Source organism: Paraburkholderia azotifigens (assembly GCF_007995085.1).
Taxonomy (GTDB): Bacteria; Pseudomonadota; Gammaproteobacteria; order Burkholderiales; family Burkholderiaceae; genus Paraburkholderia; species Paraburkholderia azotifigens.
The window spans coordinates 1,239,763-1,260,652 of the sequence record NZ_VOQS01000001.1 but is presented as its reverse complement, the minus strand read 5'-3'; the positions used below and the strand labels follow the sequence as shown (position 1 = coordinate 1,260,652).

17 protein-coding genes and 1 pseudogene are annotated in these 20,890 nt (G+C 64.3%); 10 read left to right on the top strand and 8 right to left on the bottom strand.

What is annotated here, in order from left to right:
* Window positions 1–74 precede the first annotated feature (74 nt).
* From FRZ40_RS05580 to FRZ40_RS05560, 5 genes and pseudogenes are all read right to left on the bottom strand, one after another.
* Window positions 75–1,037 (bottom strand): annotated as a pseudogene (locus FRZ40_RS05580) (ABC transporter ATP-binding protein); the annotation flags it as partial.
* Window positions 1,034–1,951, bottom strand: a complete 918-nt coding sequence (locus tag FRZ40_RS05575; RefSeq protein ID WP_147233582.1) for an ABC transporter permease — start codon at window positions 1,949–1,951, stop codon at window positions 1,034–1,036. The pseudogene FRZ40_RS05580 and the gene FRZ40_RS05575, both read right to left, overlap by 4 nt.
* A gap of 26 nt (window positions 1,952–1,977) precedes the next feature.
* Window positions 1,978–2,802 (bottom strand): ABC transporter permease, encoded by an 825-nt coding sequence (locus FRZ40_RS05570; protein WP_147233581.1) that lies wholly within the window; start codon window positions 2,800–2,802, stop codon window positions 1,978–1,980.
* Window positions 2,799–3,845 (bottom strand): ABC transporter substrate-binding protein, encoded by a 1,047-nt coding sequence (locus tag FRZ40_RS05565; RefSeq protein ID WP_147233580.1) that lies wholly within the window; start codon window positions 3,843–3,845, stop codon window positions 2,799–2,801. The genes FRZ40_RS05570 and FRZ40_RS05565 overlap by 4 nt, the downstream gene beginning before the upstream one ends.
* Window positions 3,846–3,904: 59 nt before the next feature.
* A complete protein-coding gene (locus FRZ40_RS05560) occupies window positions 3,905–4,978 on the bottom strand; it encodes a LacI family DNA-binding transcriptional regulator (RefSeq protein WP_147233579.1) in 1,074 nt (357 codons plus the stop codon).
* Window positions 4,979–6,024: 1,046 nt separating this feature from the next.
* Here FRZ40_RS05560 and FRZ40_RS05555 point away from each other — a divergent pair.
* The 8 genes from FRZ40_RS05555 (at window position 6,025) to FRZ40_RS05520 (ending at window position 12,278) form a co-directional block, all read left to right on the top strand.
* Entirely contained in the window at window positions 6,025–6,645 is a 621-nt protein-coding gene (locus tag FRZ40_RS05555; protein ID WP_147233578.1) for a glutathione S-transferase family protein, read from the top strand.
* Between the two features lie 262 nt (window positions 6,646–6,907).
* Window positions 6,908–7,099 (top strand): hypothetical protein, encoded by a 192-nt coding sequence (locus FRZ40_RS05550; RefSeq protein WP_028365860.1) that lies wholly within the window; start codon window positions 6,908–6,910, stop codon window positions 7,097–7,099.
* 135 nt (window positions 7,100–7,234) lie between these two features.
* A complete protein-coding gene (locus FRZ40_RS05545) occupies window positions 7,235–8,638 on the top strand; it encodes an FAD-containing oxidoreductase (RefSeq protein ID WP_147233577.1) in 1,404 nt (467 codons plus the stop codon).
* A 9-nt stretch (window positions 8,639–8,647) separates the two neighbouring features.
* Window positions 8,648–8,989 (top strand): cupin domain-containing protein, encoded by a 342-nt coding sequence (locus tag FRZ40_RS05540; RefSeq protein WP_028365858.1) that lies wholly within the window; start codon window positions 8,648–8,650, stop codon window positions 8,987–8,989.
* 129 nt (window positions 8,990–9,118) lie between these two features.
* Window positions 9,119–9,694: a TMEM175 family protein gene (locus FRZ40_RS05535; RefSeq protein WP_028365857.1), complete on the top strand. Its 576-nt coding sequence runs from the start codon at window positions 9,119–9,121 to the stop codon at window positions 9,692–9,694.
* 3 nt (window positions 9,695–9,697) lie between these two features.
* Window positions 9,698–10,486, top strand: a complete 789-nt coding sequence (locus FRZ40_RS05530; RefSeq protein ID WP_147233576.1) for a hypothetical protein — start codon at window positions 9,698–9,700, stop codon at window positions 10,484–10,486.
* 19 nt (window positions 10,487–10,505) lie between these two features.
* Complete coding sequence (locus FRZ40_RS05525) at window positions 10,506–10,988, top strand: metallophosphoesterase family protein (protein ID WP_028365855.1); 483 nt, start codon at window positions 10,506–10,508, stop codon at window positions 10,986–10,988.
* Between the two features lie 114 nt (window positions 10,989–11,102).
* A complete protein-coding gene (locus FRZ40_RS05520; protein WP_420873845.1) occupies window positions 11,103–12,278 on the top strand; it encodes an IS110 family RNA-guided transposase in 1,176 nt (391 codons plus the stop codon).
* 290 nt (window positions 12,279–12,568) lie between these two features.
* Here FRZ40_RS05520 and proP read toward each other — a convergent pair whose 3' ends face one another.
* Window positions 12,569–14,038 carry a glycine betaine/L-proline transporter ProP gene (proP, locus tag FRZ40_RS05515; protein WP_147233575.1) on the bottom strand — a complete coding sequence of 490 codons (1,470 nt, stop codon included), beginning with the start codon at window positions 14,036–14,038 and terminating at the stop codon, window positions 12,569–12,571.
* Between the two features lie 277 nt (window positions 14,039–14,315).
* Between proP and FRZ40_RS05510 the strand changes: the two genes are divergently transcribed.
* Window positions 14,316–14,537 carry a hypothetical protein gene (locus tag FRZ40_RS05510; RefSeq protein ID WP_147233574.1) on the top strand — a complete coding sequence of 74 codons (222 nt, stop codon included), beginning with the start codon at window positions 14,316–14,318 and terminating at the stop codon, window positions 14,535–14,537.
* A gap of 244 nt (window positions 14,538–14,781) precedes the next feature.
* On the opposite strand, the gene FRZ40_RS05505 is transcribed toward FRZ40_RS05510, so the two are convergent.
* Together FRZ40_RS05505 and argA are read right to left on the bottom strand one after the other, a co-directional pair.
* Entirely contained in the window at window positions 14,782–15,057 is a 276-nt protein-coding gene (locus tag FRZ40_RS05505) for an oxidative damage protection protein (protein WP_012400884.1), read from the bottom strand.
* A 55-nt stretch (window positions 15,058–15,112) separates the two neighbouring features.
* Entirely contained in the window at window positions 15,113–16,492 is a 1,380-nt protein-coding gene (argA, locus tag FRZ40_RS05500; protein ID WP_028365853.1) for an amino-acid N-acetyltransferase, read from the bottom strand.
* Between the two features lie 23 nt (window positions 16,493–16,515).
* Here argA and hrpA point away from each other — a divergent pair, with 23 nt between their 5' ends.
* Window positions 16,516–20,889, top strand: a complete 4,374-nt coding sequence (hrpA, locus tag FRZ40_RS05495; RefSeq protein WP_147233573.1) for an ATP-dependent RNA helicase HrpA — start codon at window positions 16,516–16,518, stop codon at window positions 20,887–20,889.
* Window position 20,890: the final 1 nt, after the last annotated feature.

Below are 20,890 nucleotides of genomic sequence, written 5' to 3'. Positions count from 1 at the left end.
AAAGCAAAAAAACAAGAAGCAAAAAGCAAAAAACCAAAAACCTCAAGCCAAAGCAATCAAGCCATCCCTGGCGACAGAACATCAGGTGCCGCATCGCGGATAGAGAGCCTCGTCCGCTCACCCAAAAACGCAGCGCTATCGACGACGCCCCGCAACTGGGCGCTCTCAGGATCAGCAAGCCAGGCGTCTTCAGGCCGAAAGAACACCTCATCCCCATCAGGCATGACTCGAGTCGCATGCGTCGGCGGCAAAGGAATGGCACCGCCAGTCGTACAAAGCAAGCCATTCCGAGCCTGACCGGAAACGCGATTGATCGTGCCGACAAACTGCGCAACCCGCCGGTTCGCCGGGCGATAGTAGATATCCCTCGGCGTGCCGATCTGCTCGATCCGTCCCGCGCTCATCACAACGATCCGGTCGCCCAGTTCCATCGCTTCCGCCTGATCGTGGGTTACATACACCGTCGTCATGCCAAGCTCGCGCAGCAGCGCATTCATCTCGCTACGCAATGTGTCGCGCAGACGCGCATCGAGCGCCGTCAACGGCTCGTCGAGCAGCAGCACGCGCGGCTGCGGCGCCAGCGCGCGCGCCAGCGCCACGCGCTGACGCTGTCCGCCGGACAGCTGGTCGACCGGTTTGTCGGCGTGCCCGGTGAGACGCATCATCGCGAGCAGTTCGTCGACGCGCTGTCGCGCCACCTCCGCGTCGATGCGCTTGATCTTCAGACCATAGTTGATGTTGCCGCGCACCGTCAGGTTCGGAAACAGCGCATAACTCTGGAACACCATGCCGACCTGGCGCTTCTCGATGGGCAGCGACGTCACGTCCTCGTCGCCGAATGCGACGCGGCCACCCGCGTCCGGCTGCTCGAGGCCCGCGATCATGCGCAGCGTCGTCGTCTTGCCGCAGCCCGACGGCCCGAGCAGCACCAGCGTTTCGCCTGCGCCGATCGTCAGATCGAGCGGTTCGAGCACGCGCGTGCCGCGAAAGGTCTTCGCGCAGCGCGTCAGCGTGATGGGAATGGAGGCGAGCTTCATGGCTGGTCTTCTTGTGCCGGTGAGGGCGTAGCGTTGACGCGCGCTTTCTTCTGCTTCACGTTGCGCTGGTCCGTCGCATCGACGCCGAGCCATTGCATCGCGACGAGCAGCGGCATCGTCATGATGAAAAAGAGAATCGTGTAAGCGCTGCCGATCTCGATGCGCAACGACGCATACGTGTCCGCGAGGCCGACGGGCAGCGTCTTCGTTTCGGGTGTGTGCAGCATCCACGTCAGGTTGAATTCGCCGATCGACAGCGTGACGACGGCCAGCGCACCCGCGACGATGCCCGGCCGCACGTTCGGCAGCACGATCGTCACGAAGCGCTGAAAGAAGCCTGCGCCGAGACTCGCCGCGCCTTCTTCGAGTGTGCGCAATCCCGAACCCGCACACACGGCGGCGACGGCGCGCACCATGAACGGCAGCGTGAACACCACGTGCCCGACGACGATGAACGCGACGCTCGTGCGGAACATCGTGAAGCCGCCGTACACGACAAGCAGCGCGAGCGCCGAGGCAAGCCCCGGCAACGCGATGGGCAGCACGAGACATTCTTCGACGATGCGCGACAGGCGCGTCTCGCTGCGCGCGAGCACGTAGCCGGCAGGCACGCCTGTCAGCAGCGTGATGACGAGCGTCGCGAGCGCGACTTCGAGCGACAGGAAAACGGAGTCGTGATACTGCGTCCACACTTCGCCGAGCCAGCGCAGTGTGAGGCCGCTCGCGACGCCCTGAAAATAGTTGACCGTCAGGCCCGCGAGAATCGACATCACGACGGGCACGATCAGAAACGCGCACAGCAGCAGCGTGACGAGCCATTGGCCCGCCGCGAGCCACGCGCGCAGCGAGGGCAGGGCGAACGCGCGTCTGCCGTACAGGTCAGGCGCGCCCGTTGAATGAGTGACGGAGTTCATGCGGGTCTCTTCATTGGCCATTGAGATCAAGCCGTCGCGGCTACGGCAGAGCCGCTGACACTGCGCGCGACATACAGGACGATCCATGTGACGATGCCGAGCACGATCGACAAGCCTGCAGCCGTCACCATGTTCGCGTTGAGCGTGAACTCGGTGTAGATGGTCATCGGCAGTACATCGATATCGGTGGCGAGCGTGAAAGCCGTGCCGAACGCGCCCATTGCGGTCGCGAAGCACACGGCGCCCGCCGCGATCAGTCCCGGCGAGAGCGCGGGCAGCACGATGTCGCGCATGATCCGCCACGGCGAGGCGCCGAGCGAGCGCGCGGCTTCTTCGAGCGATGCATCCAGCGTGGTCGCCGACGCCATCACGGTGACGACGACGCGCGGAATCGAAAAGTACAGATAGCCGAGAAAGAGGCCCGTCATCGAGTACGCGAACACCCACTTGTCGCCCGTGAGCTTCAGCGACAGCGCGCCGATCAACCCCTGGCGGCCCGCCAGCATGATCACCATGAAGCCGACGACGACGCCTGGGAACGCGAGCGGAAACGTCAGCAGCGCGAGCAGCATGCGCTTGCCGGGAAACTCGCGGCGCGCGAGATGCAGGCCCGAGATCACGGACAGCGCAAGCGTCGCCGCCGTCACGGCCGCCGACAGCACGACCGTCGCGAACAGGCTCTTCATGTAGCGCGCGTTCGCGAGCATCGCGCCGTAGGTCTGCAACAGATGACCGTCGGCGCTGACCTGCACGAGCACCGTCATCGGCAGCAGCCAGAACGCGATGAACACGGCGAGCGCCGGCGCGATCAGAACGATGCGCCAGCGCAGCGGAAACGTGATGTCGTTCAATGCATCACCTGCAGATACTGCTCGCCGAACGCCTGCTGCTTTTCCGCCATCTTGCCGAAGTCGACGGGACGTGCACGCGCATAGTCGCTGGCGGGGAGGAACTTCGAAGCGGCGTCGGCGCTCATCGCGTTCGAACGCACGGGGCGCAAATAGGCATTCGCCCACAGCTTCTGGCCTTCATCCGACAGCACGAAATCGAGCACCTTCTTGCCGTTCGCATCGTGCGGCGCGCCCTTCACGAGGCTCATCACGTACGGCACCTCGATCGTGCCTTCCTTCGGAATCACGAACTCGACGTTCGCGTGATCCTTGTATTTCGCACGATACGCATCGAAGTCGTAATCGAGCAGGATGGGAATCTCACCCGACAGCACGCGTGCGTAGGCCGTCTGCTTCGGCACGATCGGCTGGTTGGCCTTCAGCTTCGCGAACCAGTCGAGACCCGGCTTGAAGTTGTCGAAGCTGCCGCCCAGCGCCTGGTTGACGGCGACGGCGCCCGCATAGCCGACGAACGCGCTCGACGGATCGAGATAACCGATCATGCCTTTGTACTCGGGCTTGAGGAGATCGGCCCACGAGCGCGGCACCGGCTTGCCTTCGAGTGCGTCCTTGTTGACGAAGAAGCCGAGCGTGCCCGAATGGATCGCGAACCAGTAACCTTGCGGGTCTTTCAGGTTCGCGGGGATGTCGTTCCAGTGCGCGGGCTTGTACGGCGCAATCAAGCCCTTGTCCCTGGCCTGAAACGCCGACGACACGCCGAGATACACGACGTCCGCCACCGGGCTCTTCTGCTCGGCCATCAGCTGGGCGATCGACTGGCCGGAATTCTTGTTGTCGAACGGCACGCGGACGCCCGTTTTCTGCTGGATCGCCTTGATCTGGCTGGCCCAGTCGGCCCATTCGGGCGGGCAGTTGTAGCAGATCGCGGTTTCTTCGGCGTGCGCGGCTTGCGCGGCGCCGAACGTCAGCACGAACGACGATGCAACCAGCGCCGCGCGCGCGACGCGTACGGCTGCGATACCGATGGAGGAACGGCGGATCACGACAGGTCTCCCGGAGGTTGGAAAGGGTTGTTGGAGGTGGTGATACGGGTAGTGCGGTGTCACGCGAGCGTGCGGACGATGCGGTTCGATCTCGTGCCTGACGTGTCGGAGATCGCGGCGATCGTCGCGCCTTCGCGCAACGTGTGCGGCAAGGTCAGCGACAGCGACGGTGCCTGTAGCGCGTCGTCGAAACCCGAAGGCCGCGCCCCGTCGACGCGTTCGATCAGCCGCCTCCAGGCCGCGCAGCCGATCTCCCGGTTCGGCGCGCACACGCTCGCGAGCGGTGGCGACAGCAGCTCGCCCATCGCGAGGCCGTCGAAGCCGAGAATCGACATATCGACAGGCATGTCGAAGCGCGCGCGCCGCAGGCCGCGCATCACGACCATCGCGAGCAGATCGTTCGAGCAGAAGAGGGCAGTCGGGCGATTCGCGCCCGTCGTCAGATGATTGAGCACGGAAGGCGCGAGCTCGTCCGCGTTGAAGTCGATTTCGAGCGCGGGCGCGGGCATGAGGCCCGCCTGCTGCATCGCCTGCGTGTAACCGAGGTGGCGCAGGCGCGCGCGGTCCGAAGCGGCGAGCGTGCCCGCCAGCATCAGGATGCGGCGATGACCATGCGCGATCAGCATCCGCACGCCGTCGTAGGCGGCCTGGCGGTTGTCGACGGACACGGACGGGCGGCGCACCGTGTCGTTGTGCATCAGCACGTACAGCATGCCGTCGCGGTCGAGGTCGTCGAGCAGAGGGTGCGTGTCGGCGTCGGCGACCGTCAGGATCAGGCCTTCGACGCGCTGCTCGCGCAGCGTTTCGATCGCGCGGCGCTCGCGGTCGGCGTCGTATTGCGTCGTCATCAGCATCAGACGATAGCCTTGCGCGGATGCCAGTTCGTCGATGCCCTGCAGGCATTCGGCGAACACGGGATTGGCGAGCGTTGGCAGCACGACGCCGATCAGGCGCGAGCGCTCGCCGCGCAGCTGGCGGCCGAGCGGGCTTGGACGGAAGTTGAGCGCGTCGATCGACTGACGCACTTTTTCGAGGGTCACGGGGTTGACCGTGTGCGGCGCGTTGATCGCGCGCGACACGGTCGCGATCGAAAAGCCCGCGTGAGCGGCGACATCCTTGATCGTGGGCGTCATCGTTGGATTTCCCGTCAGCCTGTGCCGCGCGCCATAGCGTCGGTGCGCGGTGTTGTAAACGTTTTCGTCGGGCGGATTATCGGGAACGTTTGTGACGGGTCGATGAATGCTCAGTGGGTCGCGGGACGGCGAAACTGGGGTTCGCGCCGGTTTGGTCAGGCTGCGGCGCGATGGTAGAATCGCGTCCGCCCTGCCGGGGTGATGAAATTGGTAAACATAGCGGACTTAAAGCATTGAGTGCCCAGCCGGAAACGGCCGGTGCAGAACCCTTCAAATTCGGCGAAACCCCTGAACGCGCGATGTTCCAGCGCAGCCGAGGCGACGCCGAGCCAAGCCCGTTTTCCTTTCCCGCCAGTGCGGAACGGAAAGCGCGGAAGGTGTAGAGACTAGACGGGGGCGCCTAAGGCGGTGAGCGCAATACGCGCATCGCGATGGCGAAGGCATAGTCCAGCGCACGAACGTCTGCTGCCTTGCGCGTGGCGGCAGACGGCGTCGAAAGGCGTAGTGTGACGAAAATCCGCCGCTTAACAGCTTGCCGGTTCGAGTCCGGTCCCCGGCACCAGGCGCCTCCTCACAGGAAATAGCGCTCCTTCCCGCCCACGGTTTCATCCTCTGTCGAAGCAGGCCCCGATTTTCATTTCCTGGGCGTCCACCTCGTCGCGGAAATGACTCCGTTCTGGCGTAAAACCCCTGTTGTCAGCCACTGGCCGGCATGACATAGTGCGCGACGCCAATGCCGGGCACAGCCTTCTGTCATGGCTGTTAAGGCATCCATAAGGCAGCATTCTTACAATCGCTCCGATAAAACGATTGGCGACAGGGGACGGCGACATGCACAAATGTCACTACAGGTTTCTGTGGCGCACGCGCGAGAGCGAAATCCGCTGGATTTGCCGCGTTTGCGGCGTGCTGATGGTGCGTGGAAAGCTGCACGAGCCGCTTTGAAGCGGCGAGCCGCACGGCGTGGCGGCAAACAGACCATCGCCAGCGCCCGGCGATTCGTCTACAGTATTTCGCACTGACCTCATTCGACGGGAGAGCGCGGAATGCAACTGATCGGCATGATGGATTCACCGTATGTGCGGCGTGTCGCCATTTCGCTCGGCGTGCTCGGCCTGCCGTTCGAACATCGGAGCGTGTCGGTATTCCGGCATTTCGACGCGTTCGCGAAAATCAATCCCGTGGTCAAGGCACCCACCTTCATCGACGACGACGGCACGATGCTGATCGATTCGTCGCTGATCCTCGACTATCTCGATCATCTGAGCCCGCCGGAAAAACGCCTGATGCCCGCCGACACCGGTGAGCGCATGAAGGCGCTGAGCCTGATCGGTTTCGCGCTCGCGGCCTGCGAAAAGACGATGCAAAACGTCTACGAAGTGAGTCTGCGGCCCGCCGAGCGCCAGCATCAACCGTGGATCGAGCGCGTCCAGACCCAGCTGTTCGCCGCATACGATCGTCTCGAGCAGGCGATCGCGGGCCGCGAAGGAAACGGCTGGCTGTTCGGCGACCGGCTGCTCCAGCCGGACATTACGCTGGCCGTCGCGTGGCGTTTCCAGCAGTTCATGCTGCCCGATCTCGTCGATCCGGCGCGCTACCCGGCCCTCGCGGCGTTTTCGAAGCGCGCCGAGGCGCTGCCCGAATTTGTCGCCACTCCGCTCGAATGACCGTTCGCTTGCGGCGGGAATGACCGCGCAGCGCCGGGCGCGGCCGCGAAAAACGGCCTGAAAAACGAGCCGCGCGGACCCGGCTATTAGGCTAAAGCCCCGTGCTGCAAGGCGCCGCCGGATTGTTCCGCCCCGTCGACAACTATCTTCGCGTTTAGCTCATTTATCCCTAACACTTCGCTCCCTACAATCCCTCCATCGAAACTTGTACTGGATGGGCGCCGCGCCCGATACGCGACGTCAACGCGATTGGAGGCGGGCCATGAGAGCGATCATCGAACGACAGCTTTATCACCCGGCAGTGGTGCTGCCGATGGTCTCGCTCATCCAGATCATGGTGCAGGTCGACTTCAATCTGAGCCAGGCGGGATTCGTCGTCGCGACGCATGGTGCGCGCGCGGCGCTGCAACGTTCGCGCGAGCTGCTGTGCTCGCTGCATCATTGCGACGCCTGATTCGCACGACGAGAGCCGTCGCGCGGCGGTCCAGGCGGTCCAGTCACCCACCACTCATCACCGACCTCATCACTTCCAGAAACATCGCTGTGGCGTAAGATGACCGACTCGCATACGCGCTTCGGGAGATTGGCCATGCCACAGCATTTCGACGCCATTGTGATCGGCACCGGACAGGGCGGCTCGCCGCTCGCCGTCCGTCTCGCGGAGAAAGGCCGCAGCACGGCCGTCATCGAACGCGACAAGTTCGGCGGAACCTGCGTGAACGTCGGCTGCACGCCGACCAAGGCGTATGTGGCGAGCGCACGCACCGCGCATGTCGCGCGCCGTGCGGCCGATTACGGCGTGAAGCTGGCAGGCGACGTGAGCGTCGACCTGGCGCAAGTCAAGGCGCGCAAGGACAAGATCATCGGCCAGTCGCGCAACGGTGTCGAAAAGTGGCTGCGTGGCACGGAGAATCTCACCGTCTTCAACGGCCACGCGCGCTTTACGGGTGCGCGTACGCTGAGCGTCACCGAGCCCGAAAGCGGCAAGGTGCTGGCCGAACTTCAGGCCGACGACATCTTCATCAACACGGGCACACGCGCCGTCATTCCGAAGCTCGAAGGCATTGAGCGCATCCGCTATCACACGAACTCGTCACTGCTCGAACTGACGGAGTTGCCCGCGCATCTGGTGATTGTCGGCGGCAGCTATATCGCGCTCGAATTCGCGCAGGTGTTTCGCCGCTTCGGCAGCAAGGTGACGGTGATCGTGCGCGGCGAGCGTGTGCTCGCGCGCGAGGACGAAGACTTCGCGCTCAACGTGCAGAAAGTGCTCGCGCGCGAAGGCATCGCGTTCCGCTTCGGCGCCGAGCCGTCGCGCGTCGAGCCGCTGCAGGAGAGCGGCGCTGGCGTGCGTGTGTTCTTCGGCAACGATGCCGCGCCGCTCGAAGCCTCGCATCTGCTGTTCGCGACGGGCCGCCGCCCGAATACGGACGATCTCGGCCTCGACGCAGCCGGGGTCGACCTGGACAGACACGGCACGATTCCCGTCGACGCCCAGTTGCGCACCAACGTGCCCGGGGTGTGGGCGATCGGCGACGTCAACGGACGCGGCGCCTTCACGCATACGTCCTACGACGACTTTCAGATCGTCTCGGCGAATCTGTTCGACGGCGGCAAGCGCAGCGTCGACGAGCGGATCATGGCGTACGCGGTGTTCGTCGATCCGCCGCTCGCGCGCGTCGGGCTGTCCGAGAACGACGTGCGCAAGAGCGGCCGCGACGCGCTGATCGCCACGATGCCGATGACGCGCGTGGGCCGCGCGCGAGAAAAGGGCGAGACGGACGGTTTCATGAAAGTGCTCGTCGACCCGCAGTCGAAGCAGATACTCGGCGCGACCGTCTATGGCGTCGACGGCGACGAAGCGATTCACACGTTCGTCGACATCATGACGGCGCGCGCGCCGTACACGACGCTGCAATACGCGATGCATATCCACCCGACGATCAGCGAACTGATACCGACGCTGCTCGACGGTCTGGCGCCCATGAAGTGAGGTGGCGACATGCAGTTGCAAACGGGCAATCTGTTCAGCGGCGAAGCGAAGCGCGAAGGCGAAGAGCGGATCGACATGCTCGTCGCGGGACAGCGCCTGAACGTCGAGCGGATCGTATCGATGGGGCATACAAGTCCGCCCGGCTTCTGGTACGACGACTCGCGCGCCGAGTGGGTCGTGCTGCTGTCGGGGGCCGCCGTGCTCGAGTTCGAAGACGACGCGTTGCTGCACGACATGCGTCCCGGCGACTACGTACTGATCGAGCCGCATTGCCGGCATCGCGTCGCGTGGACGCATGAGAAAGAGCAGACCGTCTGGCTCGCGATCTATCACGAGCCTTCAGCGCCTTGATGAATGTGACGGCGCGTGTGCCTTGCGTCGACAACCTCGCCGGCGATCAAGGATAATCGGCAGCGGCAGCGCACGGCCTCGCCTGCGCCGATGGACAACACAACACGAATCACAACGGGAACCGTGCAGATGGGTAAAGGACGAGTCGAAGCCTTCAGCGATGGCGTGATCGCGATCATCATCACGATCATGGTCCTCGAACTCAAAGTGCCGGAGGGCTTCGACCTCGACGCGCTGCGCCCCATGATCCCCGTCTTTCTCGCGTACGTGCTGAGCTTTCTCTATGTCGGCATCTACTGGAACAACCATCATCACATGTTCCATGCGGTGCAGAAGGTGACGGGCGGCGTGTTGTGGGCGAACCTGCATCTGCTGTTCTGGCTGTCGCTGATGCCCGCCACGACGCACTGGATCGGCGAAAGCCATCTGGCCGCATGGCCGACCGCGCTGTACGGCCTCGACCTTGTCATGTGCGCCGTCGCGTACTTCATTCTCGCGCATGTGCTGATCCGCCATCACGGACCCGACTCGACGATTGCGCGTGCGCTCGGCAGCGACGTCAAGGGCAAGCTTTCCGTCGTGGTCTATCTGGCGGGCGTGGTGTTCGCGTTCATCGCGCCATGGGTGTCGGCCGTGCTCTACACGTTGTGCGCCTTCATGTGGCTGGTGCCGGACCGCCGCATCGAACTGCTCGTCAAGGAGTAAGCGATGCTGGCGCTCAAGCTCGCGCTCGTTCCCGGCTTCCTCGCCGCGCTGACGATGGCAGGGCGCGTGTGGGGGCCATCCGTGGCGGGCTGGCTGGCGGGATTGCCCGTCGTCGCGGGGCCGATCCTGCTGCTGCTTGCGCTGGAGCGCGGGACGGACTTTGCGGCGCAGGCGTCGGCGGCTTCCATTGCGGCCATTGCCGCGTCCGAGGCGTTCAACTTCGCGTATGCGTGGACGTGCCGCGTCAGCGGCTGGCGGGCGGCGCTGCTGGCGGGGTTGTTCGCGTGGGCGTTGGCCGCCGTGTTGCTCACGCATCTGCCTTTGGGGCTGGCGTGGTCGATGGCGGCCGCGTGCGTGGCGGTGGGCGGGTCGCAGGCCGGCTTGCCGCGCGTTGAAGGCGCGGTGCCTGCTGCGCGTATCAGTGGCGCGGATCTCTTGCTGCGCATGTTCGCGGGCGCCTTGCTGACGCTCGCGGTGACGACGCTGTCGGCATCGATGGGTGCGGCGTGGAGCGGCGTGCTGTCGGTGTTTCCGCTGCTCGGTAGCGTGCTCGCCGTATCGGCGCAACGTGCGCACGGTGCGCCTTTCGTCGCGCTGCTGATGCGCGGCATGGTGATCGGGCGCGCATCGTTCGCGGCGTTCTTCTCGGTTATCGCGTTGACGCTGCCGACGCTTGGCGTGCTCCCCGCGTTTGCGTGTGGCGCGGTCGTGTCCGTGATCGTGCAGGGCGCGACGAAGCGGCTGGTTGCGATGTCGCGCAAGCCGCGCACACCGCTCGCCGCACTCGATTGATGCTCCCTGGGATCGCACGATGGTCAAGCGGCGCGCAGCGTCATCCCGTATCGGTCTGATTTCGGACACGCACAATCTCCTGCGGCCCGAGGCGCTGGCGTGGCTCGCAGGATGCGACGCGATCATCCACGCGGGGGATATCTGCAATCAGGCGGTGCTCGATGCGCTCGCGCCAATTGCGCCGCTGACCGTCGTGCGCGGCAACAACGACACGGGCGACTGGGCCGCGTCGATCCCGTTGCACGCGACGCTCGATGTGCAGCAGGTGAAGATCTTCGTCGTCCACGATATCGCCGACGTGCGGCCCAATCTGCGCGACGAAGGCGTGCGCGTGGTCGTGACGGGGCATTCGCACAAGCCGCTGATCGTCGAGCGCGACGGCGTGCTGTTCGTCAATCCAGGCAGCGCAGGCCCGCGCCGTTTCAAACTGCCGGTTTCGGCAGGCATGTTGACGATCGAAGGCGCGAACGTCGAGGCCATGCTGCGTACGCTGACGGCATAAAAAAACGGGTCAGCCGAAGCTGACCCGTTTTAGGCAGTATGACTTTCCGTGAGCCAGTGGCTGGCCCGCCGTGAGGAACCAAACGCGGGTTAGCATCACTGCCAGAGCCGCACGATGTGCACAGGGCACACCCCGGCGATTTCCAGCGCGGAGGCCAGCGTGAACCACGATAGCACGGTGTTTGTCGGTCTGGATGTTCACAAGGAGTCGATCACGGTGGCGTACGCAATCGATATGGCCGACGTGGAACTGTTGGGCAAGATCGGAACGCTGAAGGCGGATATCGATCGCTTGTGCAAGCGTGTTCAGTCGAAGGCGCGCCATGTCCGCGTTGTCTATGAAGCCGGCCCCTGCGGCTACGGACTCTACAGGGAGCTCGTTGAAAGAGGATTCGACTGCGTGGTATGCGCGCCGTCCCTGATCCCGAAGAAACCGGGCGAGCGCGTCAAGACGGACCGGCGCGATGCGGTCAAGCTCGTACGCGCACTGCGCGCTGGCGACCTGTCAGCGGTACACGTGCCGGATGTTGAAGATGAGGCGTTCCGGGACCTGGCGCGCACATGGGCGGCAGCGAAAGCAGATCTCAGACAGGCCCGCCAGCGATTGAAGTCCTTCCTGCTATCGCATGGAGTCCGCTACTCAGGTAACGCCAACTGGGGTCCCGCGCACCGGCGATGGATAAGCGTATTTGCATTCCCAAACCACTGGCAGCAACTGGCCTTCGACGAGTGCCGTCGCACGATCGAAGACAGGTTTGCGCAATGTGAGCGCCTCGAGGCGACCCTGCACGAAGCTGTCGTCGGCTGGCGATTTTATCCGGCCATTCTCGGTCTGCAGACCATGCGCGGCATACAGTTCATCACCGCCGTGGGCATGCTCTCCGAATTGGGAGATCTCTCCCGCTTCGAGCACCCGCGTCAACTGATGGCCTGGCTGGGCGTGACGCCCTCAGAACATTCTTCGGGTGAGCGGCGGCGTCAGGGCAGCATCACGAAGAACGGCAATAGCTATGCAAGAAAGCTGCTCGTCGAGGCCGCCTGGAGCTACAGATACCCGGCACGCGTGAGCCCGGAAATTCAGCGCCGACATGAAGGCATCCCCAAGCGCATCCTCGACCGTGCCTGGGACGCACAGGTCCGACTCTGCCGCCGATACCGCAAGCTGGCAGCACGCGGCAAGAATGTGAACATCGCTGTCGTCGCCGTCGCACGCGAACTTGCGGGGTTCATCTGGGACATCAGCAAGCTCGCAATGTCGCTCGCCGTAACGCGAAACGAGCAGCCGGCGTAGCGCTGAGCTTGGCTACACAGATTTGACGAGTTTCCTGAAGGCGGCGTAGCCCGGCACCCGAGCAACCCGCGGCTGGACTATGCAACGGACATCATTCGATTTGCGACTTTAGATAGCGGCAGGCTCAAGGGGCGGACCTCTGTAATGCGGTACCCAACCCGCGAATATCAGTGCGATCCACCGTCGAGACTTACTGCTACGTCGCCCTCAGGAAATTCATGTGTCTTCCAAACGAAAACCGATCCCGATTGACACGGAAAGTCATATCAGTTCATCGCGCGACTCGCGCTTTACGCGCGCGCCGTCACAGCGGCTGCATACGCTTCGTCGAGTTCCGCGGCTTCGCGTTCGCCGCGCAGCACGGCATGCGCTTCCGCACGCGTCGCGACACACGGACCCGAGCCGAGCAGCGGCTTGCGAGCCGTCTCGCGCAGCGCGAGCACCGACACGATGCCGATGATCGACGCGCCCATCAGGTAGTACGCGGGCATCATCAGGTTGCCCGTGCGGTCGACGAGCCACGCGGCGACCAGCGGCGTCGTGCCGCCGAACAGCGACACCGACACGTTGAAGCCGATCGCCAGCGCGCCGTAGCGGATCTTCGTCGGGAAGAGGGCGGGCAGCGACGACGGCATCACGCCCGTGAAGGTCGACAGCAGCGCGCCGAGAATCAGCAGGCCGCCGAACACGGGCAGCACGGCGCCCGTGCGGATCAGCAGCAGTGCCGGAATCGACAGCGCGAACAGACCCACGCAGCCGAGCAGCATGACGGGCTTGCGGCCGATCTTGTCCGACAGGTGGCCTGCGTAGAGCGTCATCGGCATCATCAGCACCATCACGGCCAGCACGAGGAACAGGCCGTGGGATTCGTTGAAGTGCAGCGTGGCCGACAGATAGCTCGGCAGATACGACAGCGCCATGTAGTCGGTGACGTTGAAGATCAGCACGAGGCCGACACATTGCAGCAGCGGCTTCCATTGCTGCGCGAGCAGTTCCATGAAGCTCTGTTTGGGGCGCGACTTCTCGTCGGTTTCACGCGCTTCGGCTTCCTTCTTGAACGCGGGCGTTTCTTCGAGCTTCATCCGGATGTACAGGCCCACGAGACCCAGCGGACCCGCGATGAAGAACGGCACGCGCCAGCCCCACGACAGCAGCGCTTCCTGCGACAGCGAAGCCGTCAGAACGGCAACCGTGCCGGCACCAAGGATATAGCCGACCAGCGTGCCGAATTCGAGGAAGCTGCCTGCGAAACCGCGGCGGCGGTCGGTCGCGAACTCGGCGATGAACGTGGCTGCGCCGCCATATTCGCCACCCGTCGAAAAGCCCTGCACCAGACGCGCAACGAGCAGCAGCGCGGGCGCGAGAATGCCGATCGAGCCATAGCTCGGAATCAGGCCGATGGCGAAGGTGCCGACGGCCATCATGATCATCGTCATCGCGAGCACGCGCTGGCGGCCGATCCTGTCGCCGAGCGGGCCGAACACCATGCCGCCGATCGGGCGCACGAGGAACGCGGCGGCGAACGTGCCGAACGTCGCGATCAGCTGCGCCGAAGGGCTGCTCGACGGGAAGAACACCTTGCCGAGGGTGACGGCGATGTAGCTGTACACGCCGAAGTCGAACCATTCCATCGCGTTGCCGAGCGCCATGGCGCCGACGGCACGTTTGAGAAGGGAGTTGTCGACGACCGTGATGTCGTCGAGAGTGAGGCTGTTGTCGTTGTTCTTATGTCGCCAGAAGCCGTTGCTGGAAGCGGTCAAGGTTAATGCTCCTATGACTGCGGCCGAACGCGGGAGCGCTCCGCCACGGATTGCTGGAAGTGCAGTTTCGCGAGCGGTCAAAAGCGTGAGAAAGGCAAACTGCCCGGCACGGACCGCGCAAAGGCGCACTGCGCAACGTTCAGGACATTCGCGCAGAAAAAGTAACGCCCGTGCATCGCGAAGGTCGTCGCGAAAATGCACTCATCGGTTGCTGCTAAACGTTGGTATCCGCGTGGCCTTGCAGGGGGGCAGATACCGGAGGACGCTCGCGCATGTAATGCGCTGGCGCCGCTTGAAAAGGCTTGAAACGAAAAAGGCCGGCGAGGCGTCGCTCTGGATCGCGCCGATCAACGGACGCGACTTGCAACGAAACAACCGACAAGCCTTCTTGTATAAAAACAATCCAATCCGACCCAGGCAAAAAGCGACAAAAAACGCCATGCCGGGAAATGAACTGAACGCGAATGAAGGGTTAATGCTGTTAGAACGAAGAACATGATAGCACGATAACAGAGGATCGTGCAAACCGCCCGTCCGGCTGGGCTCGGCGCAAAGCGCGCAATCCGTTGCCTGGCGCGGGATTGCGGGAATTCGGCAGGTGCCGGAGAAACCGCTTCCGATTAACGGTTTCGTTCAAATTTACGGATGGACGGGGCCCCGGCGGCATCCGGAAACAGCAAAAAAAATCCGCGCAGCGAGCGCGGATTTTTCATTGTCCGAGGCAAGGCCCTGCGGCGTTCCGCTCAGCCCTGTGCAGGCGGCACGTAGCCCGAAGCCTGATCGGCGCCTTCGCCGAAGAAGAACTTCTCTGTCTGCTTCATCAGGTATTGACGGGCGCGCGGATCGGCCATGTTCAGGCGGTTTTCGTTGATCAGCATGGTCTGCTGCTTGAGCCACTGCTGCCATGCTTCCTTCGAAATGCTCTCGTAGATCCGTTTGCCGAGTTCGCCCGGCAGCGGCGGGAAATCGAGACCTTCGGCTTCCTTGCCGAGCTTCGTGCATTGAACCATGCGAGTCATGCTGTGCTTCTCCTGTAATCGATATGTAACGGCGTCGCGGCGTTATTGTGCGCGCTCAGAGCTGTTTCATCAGCACGAGCGACTTGCGCTGCCAGTTGTAGAGGCGGCGGCGGTCTTCGGGCAGGTCATCCACAGTGGCCTTCACGAAGCCGCGCTTGAGGAACCAGTGTTCGGTGCGCGTCGTCAGCACGAAGATGCGCGTGAGTCCGCGCGCCCGGGCGCGCTGCTCGATGCGCTTGAACAGACGCTCGCCGTCGCCGGAACCTTGCGCTTCCGGCGCGACCGTCAGGCACGCCATTTCGCCAATGCGCTCCTGCGGATACGGATACAGCGCTGCGCAGCCGAACAGCACGCCATCGTGCTCGATCACCGAGAAATGGTCGATGTCGCGCTCGATCTGGTGACGTCCGCGCCGCACAAGCGTGCCGTCGGACTCCAGAGGCTCGATCAGCGTGAGAATGCCGCCGACGTCGTCGGGTGTCGCCTCACGCAGGCTTTCGAGGTTCTCGTACGAGATCATCGTGCCGACACCATCGTGCAAGAACAGTTCCAGCAGCAGGCTGCCGTCGAGCGCGTACGGAATGATGTGCGCCCGCGTGACGCCTCCGCGGCATGCACGAATGGAGTGCTTCAGATAGAAGCCTGCGTCGCCCGTGACGGCGCCGCTTTCATGCAGGCGGTAGGCGTCATCCAGCGACAGTTCGCGCAGTAGTGCGCCTTCTTCGCCGAGCAGGCCTTCCGTTTCGGTGAGAAACACGATCTTGTCGGCGCGCAGCGCGATCGCGGCCGCCGACGCGACGTCTTCCATCGCCAGATTGAATGCTTCGCCCGTCGGCGAGAAACCGAGCGGCGAGAGCAGCACGATCTTGCCGCTCGCGAGCGATTGGCGGATCGACTCGGCATCGATCTTGCGGACGACACCCGTGTGCTGGAAATCGACCCCGTCGAGAATGCCGACGGGACGCGCCGTCACGAAGTTGCCCGACACGACGCTGATGTGCGCGTGCGCCATCGGCGTGTTCGGCAGACCCTGGCTGATCGCGGCCTCGATGTCGAGACGCACTTCGCCCGCCGCTTCCTTCGCGGATTCGAGCGCGCGCGCATTGGTGATGCGCATGCCGTGCGAAAACTCGGACTCGACGCCGTGCAGGCTCATCTGCTCTTCCACTTGCGGACGCGAGCCATGCACGAGCACGATCTGGATACCCATCGCCTGCAACAGCGCGATATCGGACACGAGCGCGTTGAGCAGCCCCTGATGCACGACCTCGCCGCCGAAGCCGACAACGAACGTCTTGTTCCGGAACGCGTGGATGTACGGCGCGACCGATCGCATCCAGTCGACGAATTGTGCGTGCTGCAACAGGGTTTCCGCGTCGCCGGACGGTGCCGGAGAGGAGGCGGGCGAAGGGACGAGGTCGGTTTGGGAATTCATGCCCCGGATTATAATGCGCCCCCATGTCGAATGTACCCAAAAGCTCCGCTGGAGCCGATACGAAAAACGCTCCATCCGAGGCCGCGAAAGACGCTGCGAACCCCGCGCCGCGCGACCATCGGCACGCGCCGCGCGATGCGCGCGGTGAGGCGCCCCGTCGTGACGTTTCCGTGAATGTTGCGAATGCGCCGCGTTCGGGCCCTTCCGCGCGCGGCGAGCGCGTGCAACACGAAGGCGCCGGCGCCGCGAAAAGCGGCGCGCGCGAGCAGCAGAATCGCCCGGAGAACCAGCGGCGCGACCAGCAGGGCAAGCGCGGTCCGCAACAGCCAGGCGGCGCGGCCCGTCAGCCAGGCGGTGCCGAGGGCGGCGCGCCCGCGCGCGAACCGCAAGGCGGGGACAAGCCGCGCAATGCGCCGCGCGGCTTGTCGCAGAAGCCCGCGCGCGTCGTCGAACCGAATCCCATTCCGCCCATCACGTTCCCCGAAGCGCTGCCCGTGTCGGGCCGCCGCGAGGAAATCGCGCGGGCGATCGAAGGGCATCAGGTCGTGATCGTCAGCGGCGAGACGGGTTCGGGCAAGACGACGCAACTGCCGAAAATCTGTCTCACGCTCGGACGCGGGATCGGCGCGGGCGGCAGCGGCCTGATCGGCCACACGCAGCCGCGCCGGATCGCGGCATCGGCGACGGGCCGGCGCATTGCCGAGGAACTCGGCACGCCGTTCGGCGAAGTGGTCGGCTACAAGGTGCGCTTCACTGACAATCTCGCGCCCGGCGCCTCCGTCAAGCTGATGACGGACGGCATCCTGCTGGCGGAAACGCAGACGGATCCGCTGCTGAAGGCCTACGACACGCTGATCATCGACGAGGCGCACGAACGCAGCCTGAACATCGATTTTCTGCTCGGCTATCTGAAAGAGATTCTGCCGAAGCGCCCCGACCTGAAGCTGATCGTGACGTCGGCGACCATCGATGCCGATCGCTTCGCGCGTCATTTCGGCAGCGACGAGAAGCCGGCGCCCGTGATCGAGGTGAGCGGGCGGCTGTATCCCGTCGAAGTGCGCTACCGGCCCGTCGCCGAGGACTCGCCCGCCGTGAAGTCGGCTGAAGGCAGTTCGGCACGCGAGCGCGGCGACAGGCCGAAGTCGCAAAGAGAGACCGACCGCGACCTGATGGACGCGATCGTCGAAGCCGCCGACGAACTGTGCCGCGAGGGCCCCGGCGACGTTCTCGTATTTTTGCCCGGCGAGCGCGAGATCCGCGACGCCGCGGAAGCGCTGCGCAAGCACCATCCGCCGCACACGGAAATCCTGCCGCTGTTCGCGCGGCTGTCGGCCGCCGAGCAGGAGCGCGTGTTCCGGCCGTCGAACGCGCGGCGCATCGTGCTCGCGACCAACGTCGCGGAAACCTCGTTGACGGTGCCGGGCATCCGCTATGTGATCGACACGGGCCTTGCGCGCGTGAAACGCTACTCGTATCGCAACAAGGTCGAGCAGTTGCAGGTCGAGTCGATTTCGCAGGCAGCCGCGAATCAGCGCGCCGGGCGCTGCGGCCGTGTCGCCGACGGCATCTGCATCCGTCTTTACGACGAAGCCGATTTCCAGGCGCGCGTGCGTTTCACGGATCCGGAGATTCTGCGTTCGTCGCTTGCAGCCGTCATTTTGCGGATGAAGTCGCTGCATCTGACGGCGATCGAAACCTTCCCGTTCATCGAGCCGCCGCCCGGACGCGCGATCGCCGACGGTTATCAGCTGCTGAACGAACTCGGCGCCGTCGACGACGACAATGCGCTCACGCCGCTCGGCCGCGAACTGGCCCGTCTGCCGCTCGATCCGCGCGTCGGCAGGATGATTCTGGCCGCGCGCGACCAGCTGGCGCTGCGCGAAGTGCTGATCATCGCGAGCGCGCTGTCCGTGCAAGACCCGCGCGACCGTCCGATCGACGCGCAGGAACAGGCCGATCAGGCGCATCGCAAATTCGCCGACGAGCGCTCCGAGTTCCTGCAATGGCTGAAGATCTGGGCGTGGTTCGAAGAGGCCGTCGCGCACAAGAAGTCGAACAAACAGCTGACGGATGCCTGCAAGCAGAACTTCCTGTCGCATCTGCGTCTGCGCGAATGGCGCGACGTGCATTCGCAATTGTTGACGGTCGTGCGCGAGCACGGCTGGCGTCTGAACGATAGCGAAGCGACCTTCGAGCAGATCCATCTCGCGCTGCTGACGGGCCTGCTCGGCAACATCGGCCTTAAAGCCGACGATGAGCCGTACTATCTCGGCGCGCGCGGCATCAAGTTTTATCTATGGCCGGGTTCGGCGCTCGTGAAGAAAGCGGGCAAGTGGGTGATGGCGGCCGAACTCGTCGAGACGAGCCGGCTGTACGCGCGCTGCATCGCGAAGATCGAGCCGGAATGGGTCGAGCGGGTCGGCGCGCATCTGTTGAAGAAGTCGCTCTCCGAGCCGCACTGGGAAAAGCGCGCGGCGCAGGTGACCGCGTTCGAGCGCGCGATGCTGTACGGCTTGCCCGTCTATCACCGTCGGCGCGTCAGCTTCGGCAAACAGGATCCCGCCCGGGCGCGGGAACTGTTCATTCGCGGCGCGCTGGTCGAAGGCGAGTTCGATACGAAACTCGCGTTCTTCGCGCACAACCGCAAGCTGCTCGCCGATATCGAACAGCTCGAGCACAAGTCGCGCCGCCAGGACGTGCTGGTCGACGACGAACTGATCTACGCGTTCTACGATCAGGCGATTCCGAACGGCATCCATACGGGCGCCGCATTCGAGCGCTGGTATCGCGATGAAGTGAAGAAGAGCGCGCAGCAGGAAGACAAGCTGCGTCTGCTCTATCTGTCGCGCGACGATCTGATGCGTCACGAGGCCGCCGGCGTCACGACGGATCTGTTCCCGAAACGCATGACGATGGCGGGCGTCGACATGACGCTGACCTATCACTTCGAGCCGGGCTCGCCGCGCGATGGCGTCACGCTTGCCGTGCCGCTGTATGCGCTGAATCAGGTGGACGCGCGGCGCGTCGAGTGGCTCGTGCCGGGGATGCTGAAGGAAAAGACGCAGCTGCTGCTCAAGTCGCTGCCGCAGAAGCTGCGCCGTCATGTGGTGCCGCTGCCGGACTACGCAGCGGGTTTCGTCGAACGGCACAGCGGGCCGAAATTCGGCGCAGGCGGTTTGCTCGAAACGGTGATCGCCGACGTGCGCGAGCAGACGCAGGTCGCGACGAAGCAATCGGATTACAAGCTCGAAACGCTCGCGCCGCACCTGTTCATGAACTTCAAGGTGATCGACGAGCACGGGCGGCAGCTCGCAATGGGTCGCAATCTCGCGCAACTGCGCGCCGAACTGGGCGGCCAGGCGCAGCAGCAGTTCCAGAAGATCGCGACGAGCGCGGCGGGTGCGGCGCTGGCAAATGTGGGATCGGCCGGCGATGCGGCGGCGCGCGGTGCCGCATCGGGCACGGCGGCGGGTACGGGACGTGGCGCTTCAGCCGCGCCTCGCACGCCAACGGCAGCCGAGGCGGCCGCCGCGCCTGTAACCGCCCTCTATGAGAACCTGACGACGTGGAACTTCGGCAAGCTGCCCGAGTTGCTCGAAATCCGGCGAGGCGGGCAGACGCTGTTCGGTTATCCGGCCCTCGTCGATCGCGGTACGCATTGCGACGTCGAGGTGTTCGATTCACCCGACGAGGCAGCGCGCATCCATCGCGCGGGCTTGCGACGGCTGTTCGCGCTGCAGTTGCGTGAACCGATCAAGTACCTCGAAAAGAACCTGCCGGGCCTGCGTGAAATGGCGATGCAGTTCATGCCGCGCGGCACGCAGGAAGAACTGCGCGATCAGTTGATCGATATGGCGCTCGACCGCGCGTGCCTGCAAGACCCGCTGCCCGACGACGACGCGAGCTTCCATGCGCGCAAGGACGAAGGCCGCAGCCGGCTGACGCTACTTGCGCAAGAGATTGCCCGGCTCGTCGGGCAGATTCTTGGCGAGTATTCGGCCGTGGTCAAAAAGCTCGCACAGGCCAAGCCGTTCGCGGCCGCCTACGCCGACATGCAAAGTCAGCTCGACGCGCTGGTTAGCAAACGGTTTGTCGTCGATACGCCGTATGCGCAGCTGTCGCACTTTCCGCGCTATCTCAAGGGCATCGCGCTGCGCATCGACAAACTGAAGGCGGACACGGCGCGCGATGCTCGCCAGTTCTCCGAATTGCAGCCACTCGCCCAGCACTACCAGCGAGCGCTCGCGCAGCGCGGCGGCGTGCCGGATGTGCGGCTTGCCGAGTTCCGCTGGCTGCTGGAGGAACTGCGCGTGTCGCTGTTCGCGCAAGAACTGCGTACGCCGATGCCCGTCTCCGTCAAGCGGCTTTACAAGGTGTGGGAGTCGATGCAGCGCTGAT